Origin of the sequence: Marivivens sp. JLT3646, from assembly GCF_001908835.1 — a bacterium.
Lineage (GTDB): Bacteria > Pseudomonadota > Alphaproteobacteria > Rhodobacterales > Rhodobacteraceae > Marivivens > Marivivens geojensis.
The window spans coordinates 452665-468453 of record NZ_CP018572.1 but is presented as its reverse complement, the minus strand read 5'-3'; the positions used below and the strand labels follow the sequence as shown (position 1 = coordinate 468453).

Annotated in this window: 16 protein-coding genes; 5 read left to right on the top strand and 11 right to left on the bottom strand. The window is 57.8% G+C overall.

All coding sequences use genetic code 11. The features are described from left to right. Positions 1-40 precede the first annotated feature (40 nt). The 5 genes from BSK21_RS02385 to BSK21_RS02365 are packed head-to-tail and all read right to left on the bottom strand — an operon-like array spanning position 41 to position 5903. Positions 41-253 (bottom strand): formate dehydrogenase subunit delta, encoded by a 213-nt coding sequence (locus BSK21_RS02385; protein WP_067550105.1) that lies wholly within the window; start codon positions 251-253, stop codon positions 41-43. Continuing rightward, positions 243-1037, bottom strand: a complete 795-nt coding sequence (gene fdhD, locus BSK21_RS02380; RefSeq protein ID WP_074038946.1) for a formate dehydrogenase accessory sulfurtransferase FdhD — start codon at positions 1035-1037, stop codon at positions 243-245. Before fdhD ends, BSK21_RS02385 begins: the two co-directional genes overlap by 11 nt. Further along, positions 1034-3922, bottom strand: a complete 2889-nt coding sequence (gene fdhF, locus BSK21_RS02375) for a formate dehydrogenase subunit alpha (RefSeq protein WP_067550107.1) — start codon at positions 3920-3922, stop codon at positions 1034-1036. The genes fdhD and fdhF overlap by 4 nt, the downstream gene beginning before the upstream one ends. Then, entirely contained in the window at positions 3919-5436 is a 1518-nt protein-coding gene (locus tag BSK21_RS02370; protein WP_067550109.1) for an NADH-quinone oxidoreductase subunit NuoF, read from the bottom strand. Before BSK21_RS02370 ends, fdhF begins: the two co-directional genes overlap by 4 nt. Next, complete coding sequence (locus BSK21_RS02365) at positions 5433-5903, bottom strand: formate dehydrogenase subunit gamma (protein WP_067550111.1); 471 nt, start codon at positions 5901-5903, stop codon at positions 5433-5435. Before BSK21_RS02365 ends, BSK21_RS02370 begins: the two co-directional genes overlap by 4 nt. 318 nt (positions 5904-6221) lie before the next feature. Between BSK21_RS02365 and BSK21_RS02360 the strand changes: the two genes are divergently transcribed. After that, positions 6222-6404: a hypothetical protein gene (locus BSK21_RS02360; RefSeq protein ID WP_067550113.1), complete on the top strand. Its 183-nt coding sequence runs from the start codon at positions 6222-6224 to the stop codon at positions 6402-6404. Between the two features lie 15 nt (positions 6405-6419). Here the strand turns inward: BSK21_RS02360 and trxC are convergent, their stop codons facing one another. Together trxC and BSK21_RS02350 are read right to left on the bottom strand one after the other, a co-directional pair. Continuing rightward, positions 6420-6845 (bottom strand): thioredoxin TrxC, encoded by a 426-nt coding sequence (gene trxC, locus BSK21_RS02355; RefSeq protein ID WP_067550115.1) that lies wholly within the window; start codon positions 6843-6845, stop codon positions 6420-6422. 61 nt (positions 6846-6906) lie between these two features. Continuing rightward, positions 6907-7845, bottom strand: coding sequence for a class I SAM-dependent methyltransferase (locus BSK21_RS02350; protein ID WP_067550550.1), 939 nt, complete (start codon positions 7843-7845; stop codon positions 6907-6909). A gap of 308 nt (positions 7846-8153) precedes the next feature. Here BSK21_RS02350 and BSK21_RS02345 point away from each other — a divergent pair, with 308 nt between their 5' ends. The 3 genes from BSK21_RS02345 to BSK21_RS02335 all read left to right on the top strand — a co-directional run bounded on the left by BSK21_RS02345 (position 8154) and on the right by BSK21_RS02335 (position 9552). Then, on the top strand, positions 8154-8360 hold the full coding sequence (locus BSK21_RS02345) for a cold-shock protein (RefSeq protein ID WP_067550117.1): 207 nt from the start codon (positions 8154-8156) through the stop codon (positions 8358-8360). Between the two features lie 99 nt (positions 8361-8459). After that, positions 8460-8945, top strand: a complete 486-nt coding sequence (locus BSK21_RS02340) for a DUF4329 domain-containing protein (protein ID WP_197498173.1) — start codon at positions 8460-8462, stop codon at positions 8943-8945. A gap of 43 nt (positions 8946-8988) precedes the next feature. Next, the gene (locus tag BSK21_RS02335; protein WP_232230448.1) at positions 8989-9552 is read left to right on the top strand and encodes a gamma-glutamylcyclotransferase family protein; all 564 of its coding nucleotides are present in this window, start codon (positions 8989-8991) and stop codon (positions 9550-9552) included. Here the strand turns inward: BSK21_RS02335 and BSK21_RS02330 are convergent, their stop codons facing one another. Together BSK21_RS02330 and BSK21_RS02325 are read right to left on the bottom strand one after the other, a co-directional pair. Next, on the bottom strand, positions 9553-10104 hold the full coding sequence (locus BSK21_RS02330; RefSeq protein WP_067550120.1) for a 2OG-Fe(II) oxygenase: 552 nt from the start codon (positions 10102-10104) through the stop codon (positions 9553-9555). It lies immediately after the preceding gene. 94 nt (positions 10105-10198) lie between these two features. Next, positions 10199-11857, bottom strand: a complete 1659-nt coding sequence (locus BSK21_RS02325) for an NAD+ synthase (protein WP_067550122.1) — start codon at positions 11855-11857, stop codon at positions 10199-10201. A gap of 191 nt (positions 11858-12048) precedes the next feature. Here BSK21_RS02325 and BSK21_RS02320 point away from each other — a divergent pair, with 191 nt between their 5' ends. Then, positions 12049-13506, top strand: coding sequence for an MORN repeat-containing protein (locus BSK21_RS02320; protein WP_067550554.1), 1458 nt, complete (start codon positions 12049-12051; stop codon positions 13504-13506). Here the strand turns inward: BSK21_RS02320 and BSK21_RS02315 are convergent. Beyond that, a complete protein-coding gene (locus BSK21_RS02315; RefSeq protein ID WP_067550124.1) occupies positions 13503-15029 on the bottom strand; it encodes a cryptochrome/photolyase family protein in 1527 nt (508 codons plus the stop codon). The genes BSK21_RS02320 and BSK21_RS02315 overlap by 4 nt on opposite strands. Next, positions 15023-15667 carry an SDR family NAD(P)-dependent oxidoreductase gene (locus BSK21_RS02310; protein WP_074038945.1) on the bottom strand — a complete coding sequence of 215 codons (645 nt, stop codon included), beginning with the start codon at positions 15665-15667 and terminating at the stop codon, positions 15023-15025. Before BSK21_RS02310 ends, BSK21_RS02315 begins: the two co-directional genes overlap by 7 nt. Positions 15668-15789 lie beyond the last annotated feature (122 nt).

Here is a 15789-nt window from a genome sequence, read left to right as displayed (position 1 = left end):
TTTGTATACCTCGGTATACAAAAACGTTCAATGGGTCGGTTTACTCTGCCGTCGCGATCTTTGCACCATCAAGCGCCAAAGGCGACAGGCCTTCGCCGCCAGCATCGAGATGCGATTTCAACTGGCCCCGCATACGCGGCTCCCAAAAATCTTTGATATGGGCGGCAACGCGGTCCGCTTTGTCATCGCCAGGCTGCGAGGAAAAGAAGGTGGCGATTTGGTTCGCCATATAGACCATTTTTTCAGACTTCATCGGGGATAATCCGTTCAGGATGGGTAAAGACATCAAATCCATCGCCACGCGCCAGCGCAGCAATGGTCAGGTTGGCGGCATCGGCGATCTCAACCGCTTGCACGGTCGGCGCGGATACGGCGATGAGGATCGGCGCACCCGCGATCACAGTTTTCTGGACCATATCGACGGACACCCGCGAGGTGAGAACAATCGCACCCGTCGCAGGATCGATACCACGCTGCACCAAGGTGCCGATCAGTTTGTCGAGGGCATTGTGACGACCAACATCCTCAGTCACCGCAACGATGCCATCGCACCAGAACCCCGCCGCATGAACGGCGCGCGTTTGATCGTGTAACGGCTGATGCTGGCGCAGCGCTTCGGTCGCTGTGTTGACCTCAGAATAGGTTAACGTCTTGTTAATGTTGACAGTTGTCAACTTTCGCATCGCCTGCTCTAGGCTATCGATCCCGCAAAGGCCGCACCCCACCGGACCGATCATCGACCGACGCCGATCCTCCATCCGTTTGGCGGCTGCATCCGCGATCCACATACGCACTTCGAACCCTTGGTCATGTTCGATGACCTCTAGGCTCTCGATCTCATCGGCGGTGGTGACGGTGCCTTCGGTCAGGGCAAAGCCAATCCCAAAGGCATCTAGGGCATCTGGCGTTGCCATCATCACGGCCTGCGTGGTGCCGTTAAAGACGATGGCAACAGGCACTTCTTCGGGCAAGGCGCGGTGCATATCCTGCACCTCGCCCCGCCAGCTCTGTCCAGCGATGGATTTCGCCGCGCTCACTCTGCCGCCGGAAGGATACGCCGCGAGGCGGTAGCCTGTGCGTTGTAGTCCTCTTGCCACTCGGACGGACCGTTCGACGGGCTGACCTGAACGGCAGTGACCTTGTATTCAGGGCAGTTGGTCGCCCAGTCACTAAAGTCCGTGGTGATCACGTTCGCCTGCGTATCTGGGTGGTGGAAGGTCGTGTAGACCACACCCGGCGATACACGATCCGTGATCTGCGCTTTCAGCGTCGTTTCACCAGACCGCGATGCGAGCTTGATGAAATCACCGTCCTTCACGCCGCGGACTTCTGCGTCATGTGGGTGAATTTCCAGAACGTCCTGATCGTGCCACACAACGTTCGCGGTCCGACGGGTCTGAGCGCCCACATTATACTGCGACAGGATACGGCCTGTGGTCAGCAATAGCGGGAAGCGCGGACCTGTTTTTTCATCGGTCGCCACGTATTCGGTGACGATCAGACGACCCTTACCACGGACAAATCCATCAACGTGCATCAGAGGCGTGCCATCTGGCGACTTGTCGTTGCACGGCCATTGGATCGAACCACGCTCTTCGAGCAGATCGTATGTCACATTCGCGAACGACGGAGTGGTCGCTGCGATTTCGTCCATGATCTGGCTCGGGTGGGTGTAGGTCCAACCTGCGCCCATCGCGTTCGCCAACATCTGGGTGACTTCCCAGTCCGCATAGCCGTTCTTCGGTGCCATCACCTTGCGCACGCGGTTGATGCGGCGTTCGGCGTTGGTAAAGGTGCCCTCTTTTTCCAAGAAGGTAGACCCCGGCAGGAAGACGTGCGCGTAATTTGCGGTTTCGTTCAGGAACAAGTCATGGACGATCACGCATTCCATCGCAGCAAGGCCGGCGGCAACGTGTTTGGTATCAGGATCGGACTGCAGGATGTCCTCGCCTTGACAGTAGAGGCCTTTGAACGTGCCATCGACCGCAGCGTCGAGCATGTTAGGAATACGCAGACCCGGTTCAGGATCAATCGCAACGCCCCATGCCTTTTCAAAGATCTCGCGAACGTCGGCGTTTTTCACATGGCGATAGCCCGGCAGTTCGTGCGGGAACGACCCCATGTCGCACGACCCCTGAACGTTGTTCTGGCCACGCAGCGGGTTCACACCAGCGCCGTTGATACCAACGTTACCTGTCAGCATCGCAAGGTTTGCGATACCGATCACGGTGGTCGAGCCTTGGCTGTGTTCGGTCACGCCGAGGCCGTAATAGATCGCTGACTTGCCAGCCGTCGCATAGGTGCGGGCCGCGGCCCTAACCTCTACCGCAGGCACGCCTGTCAGCATTTCAACAGCTTCGGGCGAATGGCGCGGATCGCTGACGAACTCTGCATAGGCGAGGTACTCGTCCCAATCGCAACGGGTTTTGACGTAGTCTTCGTCGATCAACCCCTCGGTGACGATGGTATGCGCCAGCGCAGTAACGATTGCCACGTTGGTCCCCGGGCGCAAGGCGAGGTGGTGATCAGCCTTGATGTGGTTCGATTTCACCATGTCCGTACGACGCGGGTCGATCACGATCAGCTTTGCACCCTGACGGATACGCTTTTTCAGGCGCGACGCGAAAACAGGGTGACCGTCGGTCGGGTTCGCACCAATGATCAGCGCGCAATCGGTTTCTTCGACCGAGTCAAAGTCCTGCGTGCCAGCCGACGTGCCGTAGGTCTGACCCAGACCATAGCCGGTCGGCGAGTGGCAGACGCGGGCGCACGTGTCGGTGTTGTTGTTGCCGAACACAGCGCGGGTCAGTTTCTGAACGAGGAAGGTTTCTTCGTTCGTGCAGCGCGACGAGGTGATCACGCCAATAGATTTTTGACCGTATTTCTCTTGCAGACCACGCAGACGGGTCGCAGCGAATGACAGCGCCTCGTCCCACGATACTTCGCGCCACGGTTCATCAATGGTGTCACGGATCATCGGGTTGAGAATGCGATCTTGGTGCGTGGCATAGCCGTAAGCAAAACGACCTTTAACGCAGGAGTGACCACGGTTCGCTTTGCCGTTTTTATACGGCGTCATGCGGACGAGTTCGTCACCGCGCATCTCTGCCTTGAACGAACAGCCCACGCCGCAATAGGCGCAGGTTGTAATGACCGAACGGGTCGGGGTGCCCATTTCGATCACGGATTTTTCCTGCAGGGTCGCGGTCGGGCACGCCTGAACGCAAGCACCACAGGACACGCAGTCCGACGACAGGAATGTGTCGTTCAACGCGCCAGCCGAAACGCGGCTGTCGAAACCACGGCCTTCGATGGTGAGAGCAAAAGTACCCTGCACTTCTTCACAAGCGCGAACGCAACGCGAGCACACGATACATTTTGCTGGATCGTAGGTGAAATACGGGTTGCTGTCGTCTTTGGGCAGCCACTGTGGGTTGGCTTCGCCGCTGTTGTTTTTGGCTTTGAAGTGAGTTTCGACCGCTTCATAGCGCACATCACGCAAGCCAACGGCGCCCGCCATATCCTGAAGTTCACAGTCGCCGTTCGCGCCACAGGTCAGACAGTCCAGCGGGTGATCGGAGATGTAGAGCTCCATCACGCCTTTGCGGATTTTCTGAACCTTGGACGATTGAGTGTGAACCACCATGCCAGCTGCAACAGGAGTGGTGCAGGACGCAGGCGTGCCGCGACGACCTTCGATTTCCACAACGCACAGACGGCAGGAACCGAACGCCTCAACGCTGTCTGTCGCACAGAGTTTCGGAATATCGATACCAGCGATCGCAGAGGCACGCATAACACTGGTGCCTTCGGGAACGGTGACTTCGAACCCGTCGACGGTGATGGTGACGGTTTTGTCAGATTTTACAGCAGGGGTGCCGAGATCGCGATCATCGGTCCACGGTATAATAAAGTCCTTCATTCTGCGGCCTCCTTCGCGGTCGAGAATTCTTCAGGGAAATTTTGCAGTGCAGACATGACGGGGAACGGGGTGAACCCTCCGAGCGCGCAAAGCGATCCGTCTTTCATTGTCTCACAAAGGTCAGTCAGGATTTCGACGGCAGAGTTATCGCCCGCTGCAATACGGTCGATGGTTTCTACGCCACGCACCGCACCGATACGGCAGGGGGTGCATTTACCACAGCTCTCAACCGCGCAGAACTCCATCGCGAACCGCGCCATGCCAAGCATATCGGCAGTGTCGTCGAACACCACGATACCAGCGTGACCGATCAGGCCGCCTTTCTGGTCGAAGTCCTCATACCCAAAGGGCGTGTCGAATTTGGACACAGGCATATAGGCACCCAGCGGGCCGCCAACCTGAACGGCTTTGACTGGACGACCCGAAGCCGTGCCGCCGCCGATTTTGTTCACGAGATCGCCGAGAGGCATACCGAACGCAGTTTCAAACAGGCCGCCGAATTTCACATTGCCTGCGATTTGGATCGGCATGGTGCCTTTGGAACGGCCAAGGCCGAAGTCCGCATAGTGCTGCGCACCTTTTTCAAAGATCACAGGAACAGTCGCCAACGAAATCACGTTGTTCACAACGGTCGGACGCCCCATGAAGCCTTGCAGCGCAGGAAGCGGCGGTTTCGCACGAACCGTACCGCGCTTGCCCTCAAGGCTATTGAGGAGCGAGGTTTCCTCACCGCAGACATAAGCGCCAGCGCCCACGCGGATTTCGATGTCGAACTGGTGACCAGTGTTAAGCACATTGCCCAGAACGCCAGCATCGCGAGCGATCACACAAGCCGCTTCCATCTGCTCGATGGCGTCTGGGTATTCGGAACGAATGTAGACGAACCCTTTGGTCGCATGGGTCGCGAGACCCGCGATGATCATGCCTTCGATCAGGGTAAAGGGGTCGCCTTCCATGATCATACGGTCAGCAAAGGTGCCGCTGTCGCCTTCGTCGGCGTTACAGACGATGTATTTCTTTTCGCCCTGCGCCAAACGCACAGTGTCCCATTTGATCCCTGTAGGGAAACCAGCGCCACCACGACCACGCAGGCCAGAGGTTTTCACTTCGTCCACCATAGCCTCGGCGGACATGGTGATGGCGCGGCGCAGACCGACGAGGCCACCGTGGGCTTCGTAGTCGGACAGGGACAGCGGGTCGATCTTGCCAACGCGGGCAAAAGTCAGGCGGGTTTGCGCGGCAAAGAACGGGATCTGCTCAACGTCGCCCAGCGCCTTATCGCTGTCACCTTCAAAGATCGATTTGACGTCGGCGACGGTCACAGGGCCATAGCCTACACGACCTTCGGCGGTCTCAACCTCCACCAGCGGTTCGAGCCAGATCATCCCGCGGGAGCCATTGCGGATAATCTGCGCGTCGATGCCGCGTTCTTTGATCTCTGCTTCTACTGCTTTGACAATACGTTCAGCGCCAAGAGCCTTGGCGGCTGCGTCACGAGGAATATAGATTTTCATGCGCCGCACTCCGCCAGGATTTCGTCCATACGAGCCGCGTCAACGCGACCTTCGAGCTGATCATCGACCAGAACAGCAGGACCACAGGCACAGAGGCCGAGGCAATACACGGGTTCAATCGTGATATTGCCGTTCGGCGTTGTCATGTGCCAATCGCCGCCCAATTTTGCCAAAGCGTGATCGGACAGGGCATTCGCGCCAACCGACTGGCATGCCTCTGCGCGGCAGATTTTCACGACGTGCTTGCCCGCAGGGGCATCGCGGAAATCGTGGTAAAAGCTGACCACGCCATGCACTTCAGCGCGACCGATGTTCAGTTCGGCTGCGATCAGGGGAACGGCGGTTTCAGGGACAAAGCCGAATTCATGCTGCAAATCATGCAGGATCGGCAAAAGCGGGCCTTCGAGGTGAAGATGGCGGGCGATGGTTTCGCCTATCGCCTCTGGCGTGGGCTGGGCTTGTGTCATAGCGGGCTCCGAAAGTTTGCCAGACACTCGTTGAAGTGACCACGAAAAACAATATCGATAACCCGTCATTCGATAGAAAATTTCTATTAACCAAACGATCTAAAACGAATCGAATTGGCCTGAAATTCAGACGTTCCAGCCCTGCCTTTCAGGATTCGAACACAAAAGTGTTATGTTCCTGCAACAGGTGTCACGTTGAGACGTGCTCCAAAGGATAGGGTCGATAAACAGAGGAATAAGCCAACAAGACGCACCAACTTTGACGGCGTTAAGCCTGACCGTCGGATCGCTGCTGATCCTGTGTGTTGAGGTACTCAAATGGCGTTTGTCGCTTTTATTGCTGGAAGTTTTATCGGCCTGCTCGCTGCCTGTGCAGGTCTCGTATTCTTGAACATGAGCCTGATGGCTTCGTTTGCGCTCTATATGATCGCGGGCATCGCGATTCCATTGGTGTGGCTGGCGACCGACCATGCCGAACGCCGCCTGAATACAACTCTCTGATCTGCCAATCAGACCTTAGGTCGACGCCCACGTGATAATGGCGGATGCTGGAACGGCACCCGACTGGCGTTTGACCTCTTTGCCCTTGGCAAACTTCACCATCGTCGGAATGCCGCGGATCCCGAATTTCGGGCTCGCGGTTTGGTGCATCTCGGTGTTGACCTTCACCAGTCGTGCCTTGCCTGACAATTCAGATGCAGCCTTTGAAAACTCTGGCGCCATCATGCGACAGGGTCCGCACCATGGCGCCCAGAAATCGACGACCAACGGGACATCATCGGTTTTCGCTGCTTTCTGAAGCGTCTTGAGGTCGATCTCGATCGCCTTGTTCGACATGAGTTTGGTCCCGCAGGTGGCACATTTCGGGCCAGCGGTCAGTTTGTCGTCGGGAACGCGGTTCACCTGCCCACAATCGAAACAGGTCATTTTCAGGCCAGCCATCGGTGCCTCCATTAATATATTTCAAAAACCATATATGTTTGTGAGGCAAAGATGCAAGCCCCTAGGCCATGGTTTCCTCAGCCTCGCCTTCGCGGTCAGAAGTGCGTAGCGGCGCGCGGGCTGTCACGATCAGCGCAGCAATCGGTTCACCTCGATCTTGGCGCAGGGTAGTTTGAGATAATTGAATATCCCTGAACCCTGCAATGTCCAAGAGCGAACGGATATACTGCTCCGAATGGGCGTAGCGGTGCGACGGTTGGAGTTTGACCCCCTCCCCGTCGTGCACTTCAACGGTAAAGGCAAAGCGGCCAGTGTCCGTCAGGGATGCCGCGACCCAACCGATGATCCGCTCTAACGTGCCGATGTAGATAAACACGTCCGCCGCGATGATCGTGTCATAGCGGGTGCCGTCTACCATCAGTGTGGCGAGGTCACGCTGTTCGAGGTGGTCATAGATCGCTTTGTCTTTGGCCTGCGCGAGCATCCGCGCGGATAGGTCGTAGCCTCCCAACCAGTCATAGCGCCCAACAATCGCCGCGCCCATGAGGCCCGTCCCGCAACCAAGGTCGAGCACGCGTCCAAGCGGACCAGAGAGCGCCTCTGCAATGCGGTCAGGCCCGCAATACCCCAGTGCACCAACAAGAGAGGCCTCGAACCGAGGGGCATAGTCGTCAAATAGGGCCTCGACATGCGCTGCAGGAACACGTTCTGCCAGCGGGACCGCGCGATGCAAATCCAATCGCAGGGTTGCGCCAAAGCGATCAGACGGGTCCGTGGCGAGGGCTTGGGCATAGGCCTCTTGGGCCAAGGTCGCATCGCCCGCCGCATCGGCCATTTCGCCCAAACGCATCCACCCCGCCGTCCACATCGGGACAGTCGGCATGGTTTCGCGCATCAGGTCAGCCGCCGCGCGCGCATCGCCATCCGCCAAAAGGGCGTCGGCATAAGATAAACGGCGGTCAGCCGCCAAATCACCAGAAGACGTAAGCAAAGGTGCCATGATCGCATCCAAACAAGGAATACCGCCCCGCCGGCGGCAAGCCATTTGCGATCAGACTCAGGGGGACTGTTTGGACATGTAACGCGACCATTACGGACAAAGCTGCGCTACATGTTGCGAGACTGCGCCAACTGTCAAGTGGGCCTCACACAAAGCTTGATTATTTAAGGAGAGGACCCCATCATAACGGACGCGAGTTACTACTTATCGACGCTGTCTCCGAATCCGGCTCAGTTCTTCGATCACGTTCTGACGAGCCGGCTCCGCTGCAATTCCGCGAGCGGGTTACTAAAACAGGAGACATCACGATGGCTACCGGCACCGTGAAATGGTTCAACACCACCAAAGGCTACGGCTTTATCGCCCCTGATGGCGGCGCAAAAGACATTTTCGTTCACATCTCTGCAGTAGAGCGCTCGGGCCTCACTGGTCTGAACGAAAACCAGAAGGTCGAATTCGAACTTCAGGCTGGCCGTGATGGTCGTGAATCCGCGATCAACATCACCATTCTCTAATCTTCCGTTCATTCGGACTTGATTGGAATCATGGGTGCGGGGATGCTCGCACCCATGAGATTTTTAAAAACAGCCGCATGCATTCTATGCGCGACCAGTATGACCGCCCAAGCCGAAGCACCTGATGGTGCAGAGTTCGCGTTCGTCATCAAGATCTTTGAGAAAATCCAAGAGCAATCATTTGCCGCGAACCGCGAGTTATGCGGGTATTTGGGCTATGGGCCCGATGGTGAACTGATGACCACGCGGATCAATCGCGGTGAAGAAGCGTCATGCTATCTGCCGACATGGCCTGCCAAGATGGATGTGATCGCCTCGTTCCACACCCACAGCACCTATAACCCTGACTACAACTCCGAACTGCCGTCCTCGACCGATATGGAATCAGACGAAGACTCTGGCATCGACGGCTGGGTCGCCACACCGGGTGGGCGTCTGTGGTATATCGATAGCTCCGAAATGATGGCTTATCAGGTCTGCGGGGCGGGATGTCTGCCACAAGACCCCAGCTTTATCGACGAACCCGCTGGCGCGATCAAACCAAGCTATACCTACCGTGGCATCCTAAAGAGCGAATCTCAGTAGCCCCTCGCCTCTCTGGTCCGAACGCTGTATTGGTGCGGGGACGATGACGACGGATATTCGCATGACCCACCCGCGCTTTTTCGGCTATGGCAGCCTCGTAAACCTGACCACCCACACCTATCCCGACCCCAAGCCCGCAAAGCTGCGAGGATGGCGTCGCGTGTGGCGGCATACGCAAATCCAAGAGCCCGCATTCCTGTCCGTGGAGCCCTGTGACCGCACGACCCTACTTGGCGTGACGGCGGCGGTTCCGAATGCAGATTGGGCGGCGCTGGATGAACGGGAAAGCGGGTATCTGCGCCGCGACGTGACACATTTGATCGACGACGCGGTGCAATCAACCGCCGTGTATGAGGTCGACGCTGCGCATTACCTTGAACCTGTCACGCGCCCGATCCTGTTGTCTTATCTGGACGTGGTTGTTCAGGGATACCTGCGGGTCTTCGGTGAGGAAGGCGCTGACCACTTCTTTAATACGACCCACAATTGGGGGCCGATCTTGAATGACCGCGAGGCACCACGTTATCCCCGCGCCCGCACTCTGACGGCTGAAGAAACTGCGCGGGTCAACGCAGGGCTGGCCGCATTGGGCCAACCCCTCGATTAATCAGCGGAACGCAGGTCCGTGCGCCCAGATGGTGAGCGAATAGCGTTCGCCACTGGTGACGGGCGTCACGCGGTGCAACAGATAAGATGGGAACATGGTGACGGTGCCGCGTGCCTTATTCGCAGTGACCACGGCGTTTGACGGCATGACCTCGAGCGCGCCGCCCTCGTAATCCTCGGGTTCGGACAGCTGGGCGACCATGGTCAGTTTGCGTTTGGACGCCACGCGACCGTCACCGATATCGGAATGCCATGTGAAATGTCCTTCGCGTTCTGCCCCATAGCGGGCGACCTGCGGACTTTCGGAAAAGTCGGTGAGGTCAAAGCCATAGGCATCCCGATTGGCCACGCGCACAATATCGATGATCCGGTTCATCACCCAATCCGCGCCCTCAACATCATCGAGCCAAACGAGATCGGCGCGGCGCAGGTTGTGGTTCTGCTCACGCCCGACAAGTTTAGCGTCCTTCGCCGGTGCAGAGCGCACCAGATCGAGAATACGGTCACAGTCTTCGATTGAAAAAGCGTCGGGCACCGTGTGCACAGTGATCATGGTCGTCCATTCCTATACTGAATGGACGGTCATTTAGGCGCGATCGATCTGGGGTCTGTTCGCTTTCCGACATGCAGGACGGAAAGCGACGTAATTATGCGTTATCTCGGAAACGGTTTGCGATGGGGTAACGACGATCCAGCCAGAATGCCCGTTTCGTCAGGCGCGTGCCCGGTGCCGATTGGAACCGTTTGTATTCGCTGATGTAGAGCAGATGTTCGACTTTCTTAACCACATCACGGTCAAAGCCTTTGGCGACGAGGTCGGCAACGCTGGCTTCATCGTCGACCAACCCTTCGAGGATCGCATCGAGGATGTCATAGGGCGGCAGGCTGTCTTCGTCCTTTTGGTCGGGACGGAGTTCGGCGCTCGGCGGTTTGTCGATGATTGAAACGGGGATCACCTCGCCTGCGGGGCCATCCATCCACGGACGATGGTTGGCGTTGCGCCAGCGGCAGGTTTCAAAGACGCGCGTTTTGTAGAGGTCTTTGATCGGGTTGTAGCCGCCGTTCATGTCGCCATAAATCGTGGCATAGCCAACGGCGACCTCAGATTTGTTGCCCGTGGTCAGCAGCATTTCCCCGAATTTGTTCGACAGCGCCATAAGCAGCAGACCACGCAGACGCGACTGGATGTTCTCTTCGGTCAGGTCAGCACCGCGACCTGCGAAAAGTGGCGCCAGCGTTTCGGTGATCGCATCGCGGCCCTGTTTGATCGGCACATAGTCGTAATGCACGCCCAGACGGTTCGCGATGTCTTCGGCATCGTCGAGCGATCCTTGCGATGTGTATTCAGACGGCAGCATCACGCAGCGCACGTTTTCGGCCCCAATTGCGTCAACGGCGATGGTCGCAACAATGGCAGAGTCGATACCGCCCGATAGGCCGAGCAGCACTTTCTTGAACCCCGTTTTACGCATGTAATCGCGGAGTGTCGTGACCATCGCGTGATAGTCCTGTTCCCACGCATCGCCAAAGGTGGCCTTTGGACCTTCGGCGGCTTCCCAGCCGTCATCGGTACGGTGAAAATCGACGTGGGCCACGGCTTCTTCGAACAATGGCAATTGCACGGCGAGTTTGCCATGACGGTTCAAAACAAACGAACCACCGTCAAAGGCCTGATCGTCCTGACCGCCGACGGTATTCACATAGACCATCGGCACATCGTTTTCGATCACACGGGCGACCATCGTGTTCATGCGGCGGTCGAATTTTCCACGGTAGTAGGGCGATCCGTTCGGCACGACGAGGATTTCAGCACCGCTTTCGACCATGGCTTCGGCCACATCGGGGAACCAAGCGTCCTCGCAAATCGGCGATCCGATCCGCAGAGGGCCAGCATCATAAGGCCCCTGAATTGCGCCGCGATTGAACTGACGCACCTCGTCAAAGACGTTGTAGTTGGGCAGGAAGTGTTTCAGTTGACGCGCTGCGATCTTACCATCCTTGAGGATAAAATAGGCGTTATAGAGCCGTCCATTTTCCGCCAGCGGCCCGCCAATCCCGATCATCGGACCATCTGCACATTCCGCAGCAAGGGCGACAATGCGGTCATAGCAGGCCTTTTGGAATGCAGGTTTCATCACGAGGTCTTGGGTCGAATAGCCCGCGATGAACATCTCGGGCAGAGCGACCATTTGCGATCCAGCCGCGCGGGCGGTGTCCCAAACGATTTTGGCCTTTGCGGCGTTGCCTTCGACATCCCCAACGGTAGGGTTCAATTGGGCCATCGTGATGCGGAATGTATCGGTCATCGGTGTCCTGTGCGCTAACTCACGACAGGTTTACCAGAACCCACGCTAAGGGAAAGCGGATTGCGGCCCAATCCCCCCTAGACCGTTGTATCGGCGGGCGGGCTCTATTAGCATCACGCGGGCTGGAATAGGGAAAGTTAACGATGACTCGCAATTGGGCGCTATGGGGCGGTGCAGTATTGGTTCTGTCGATGACAGGGGCCGTGGCGCAGGACGTCCAGACCAAACAATACGAGGATGGCGGCGTCTACGAAGGCGAATTCTTGAACGGCAAACAGCACGGGACAGGGATGTATCGCCTACCCAACGGCTACGAATATAACGGTGATTGGGTCGAAGGCCGCATCCAAGGCAATGGCGTTGCGCGTTTCCCCAATGGCTCTGTCTATGAAGGCGAATTCGCCGAAGGCAAGCCGAGCGGCACAGGCAAGATCACGTTTGCCGATGGTGGTGTCTATGAAGGCGACTGGGTGGATGGCAACATCACCGGCAGCGGCATTGCGACCTATGCAAACGGTGTCATCTACGAAGGTGAATTCCGCAACGCGATGCACCACGGCACGGGCACCATGCGCAGCCCGAACGGCTACAGCTACGCGGGCCAGTGGGTGAACGGCGTCAAAGAAGGTTCTGGCACGATCACCTATCCCGACGGTACGATCTATGAGGGTCAGTTGGCCCGTGATGACCGCGAAGGTGACGGCAAACTGCTGATGCAGGACGGCACCATCTACGAGGGCAAATGGGTTGCAGGTCAGATCGAGGGCATCGGGCGCTTGGTCCAGCCGAACGGCGACATTTACGAGGGCGATCTGGTCGCAGGACACCGCGAAGGCACGGGCACGGTGACCTACGCCAACGGTGATATTTATCAGGGCGGCTTCCACGATGACCGCCGCCACGGTCAGGGCACGTTCCGCGGAACGGACGGCTATGTCTATGTCGGCGGCTGGGAAGGCGGCGCTATGTCTGGTCAGGGCAAAGTGCTCTATCCAGATGGTTCGGTCTATGAGGGGCAGTTCGCAAATGACCTCCCCAATGGCGAAGGCAAAATCACCTATCCCGACAGCTCGACCTATGTCGGCGGTTGGGTTGATGGCGTGATCGAAGGAACAGGCATCGCCACATACGCCTCTGGCCTCGTCTATGAGGGTGAGTTCAAGAACGCAAAAAACCACGGTCGCGGCGTGATGCGCTATGGCGACGGGTATTCCTATGACGGTGAATGGGCAAACGGTCAGCGCCACGGGATTGGCACGGCAACCTATGCCGACGGGTCCGTCTATTTTGGTCATTTTGAGAACGGCCAACGTCACGGACAGGGCAAAATCACGATCCCTGACAATCCTTCCACCGAAGCGGACGAGAGTTTCACCTATGAAGGTGAATGGCAGAACGGCGAAATTTCGGGCCAAGGGGTCGCGACCTACTCGAACGGTGATATCTATCAGGGCACCTTTGTTGCGGGTCGACGTCAGGGGGATGGCACGATGCGCTATGCCTCGGGACAGATCGAAAGCGGGAATTGGGATCAGGACCTCTACGTGACCCGAGATGATGCCGCCCCTGCAGGTGATGTTGCAACAGGTGCGCCAGAGGCCCCCGCCGAGGCCACTCCAGACGCTGCGCCCGAAGCGCCTGCGAACTAAACGACCTCGCCCGCATCCAATCGGGCGAGCCAGGTTTCCGCATCAGCTAGAACCGTTTCTTTGCGCGTGTCGTCCATTCGGTCCCACGTACGATACATGTTCCCCATCCGCGCATTGCCCGCAAAACGGTCGCGGTGACGGATCAGGAAATGCCAGTAGAGCAAGTTGAACGGACAAGCGGTGTCGCCTGTTTTGTCTTTGACCTTGTAGTGGCACGACCCACAGTAGTCCGACATGCGGTCAATATAGGCGCCGCTGCTCACGTAGGGTTTGGACGCGATCACGCCTCCGTCGGCGAACTGGCTCATCCCAATGGTGTTCGGGGCCTCGACCCATTCAAAGGCGTCGGCATACACGGCCAGATACCATTCGTGCAGTTGATGTGGATCGACCCCCGCCAAAAGAGCGAAATTGCCCGTCACCATGAGCCGTTGGATATGGTGAGCGTAAGCGTCTGTTCGAGTTTGTTCGACGGCCTGAGACATGCAGTGCATCTTTGTCTCGCCGCCCCAGTAGAGCCACGGCAGATCACGATCATGGCCCAGCGCGTTACGGGTCATGTAGTCGGGGCCGTGCAGGAAATAGATGCCCCGCACGTATTCCCGCCATCCGATGATCTGACGAATAAAACCCTCAACCGCATTGAGCGGCGCGGTGCCGCTGCGATAGGCAGCTTCGGCCTGTTTGCAGACCTCAAGCGGGTCCAAGAGGCCGATGTTGAGATAAATCGAGATGATCGAGTGCCAGAGGAACTTCTGCCCCGTCAGCATGGCGTCCTGAAAGTCGCCGAATTTCGGCAGACCCAGCGCGATCCAATGGTCGAGTTGGGTTTGCGCCTGCTGGGCGTCTGTCGCGAACCAGAAGGGGCGTAAATCGCCAAAGTTCTGACCAAAGCGGTCTTCAACGAGATCCAAAACCTCTGCCGTCGTTGCATCGGGTTCAAACCGCAGTGGGCCGCTAAAATCGACCGCATCGGGCGCAGGCTTTCGGTTGTCGTGGTCGTAGTTCCATTGACCGCCTGCGGGTTGATCACCGTCCATCAACAGTCCCGTTTTGCGGCGCATGTCGCGGTAGAAATACTCCATCCGCAGTGCCTTGCGGCCCTCAGCCCAATCCTCGAAATCGCGATGAGAGGCGATGAATCGGTCATCAGGGAACTGGTGAACGGGGATCGGCAGGTCTTCAAGCGCTGAGATCAAACGCCATTCGCCCGACTGGGTCGCGATCACTTCGGCGGCGTTATGTTCGGAGGCGCGCCGCAGAAGTTCTCCAACAATGCTTCCGGCGTTTTCGGAATCGTCCAACGTAGTGTAGTCCACCCGCCAGCCGTCGGCCCTCAGACGATCCGCGAACTTGCGCATCGCGGTAAAGATGAGGGCGATCTTTTTGGGGTGATGGGGAACGTAGGTTGCCTCCCCCATGACCTCGGCCATGACAACGACATCGCGGGATTTATCGGCTTCGCGCAGGGCAGAGAGGGTCGGCGAAAGCTGGTCACCCAGAACAAGGACGAGCTTTACCACGGTACGGTCGCCCCGTTGAAATCGTAGAACGACCCCGATTGGTCTGCCCCTGCCCCGTCGAGGACGGAGAGTAGTGCGGTGGCGGAGTCCGTCGGCGTCAATTTCTTCGCGGCATAGCCAGCAGTGAACGGCGTATCGACGGTCCCAGGGTGAAGGGCGAGGACGACTGATCCTTTGTGCGTTCGCTTCAGTTCCAACGCCGTGCCACGAATGATCTGGTTCACGGCAGCCTTCGACGCGCGGTAAGAATGCCAGCCGCCCAATCCATTGTCCCCAATCGACCCAACCCGCGCGGACAGGACCCCAACCCGCCCCGATGGGGCAAGCAATCGAGGCATTTGCTGCAGGATCAAGGCCACGCCAATCGTGTTCACCGCAAAGACCTGCGCCATCGTCTGCGCATCAATGGCCGAGAGGGATTTTTCTGGCGCGGCGCCGTCTGGCGCGAGGATACCTACCGCGATGATGACGCGATCAAACGGCCCCTCAATGGCACCGAACACGCGATCAACCGAAGCAGGGTCCGTCACATCCAAGCCATTGTCACGGCGCGATAGGCCGATGACCTCGCCGTCCACGACGTCGCAAAACGCGCGGCCTATGCCTCCTGAGGCGCCAATGATCAGGTTTCGTTTCATGCGCCAGAACTAGCCTCTCCTTCCCTACTGTCCAGTTTTCCCCGACCAAAACACGACCATTAAGTGAGCCAGAGCAAAAACAGTCAAAAACGCTCTTTCCCTCGCGGGAATCATGGGTATAG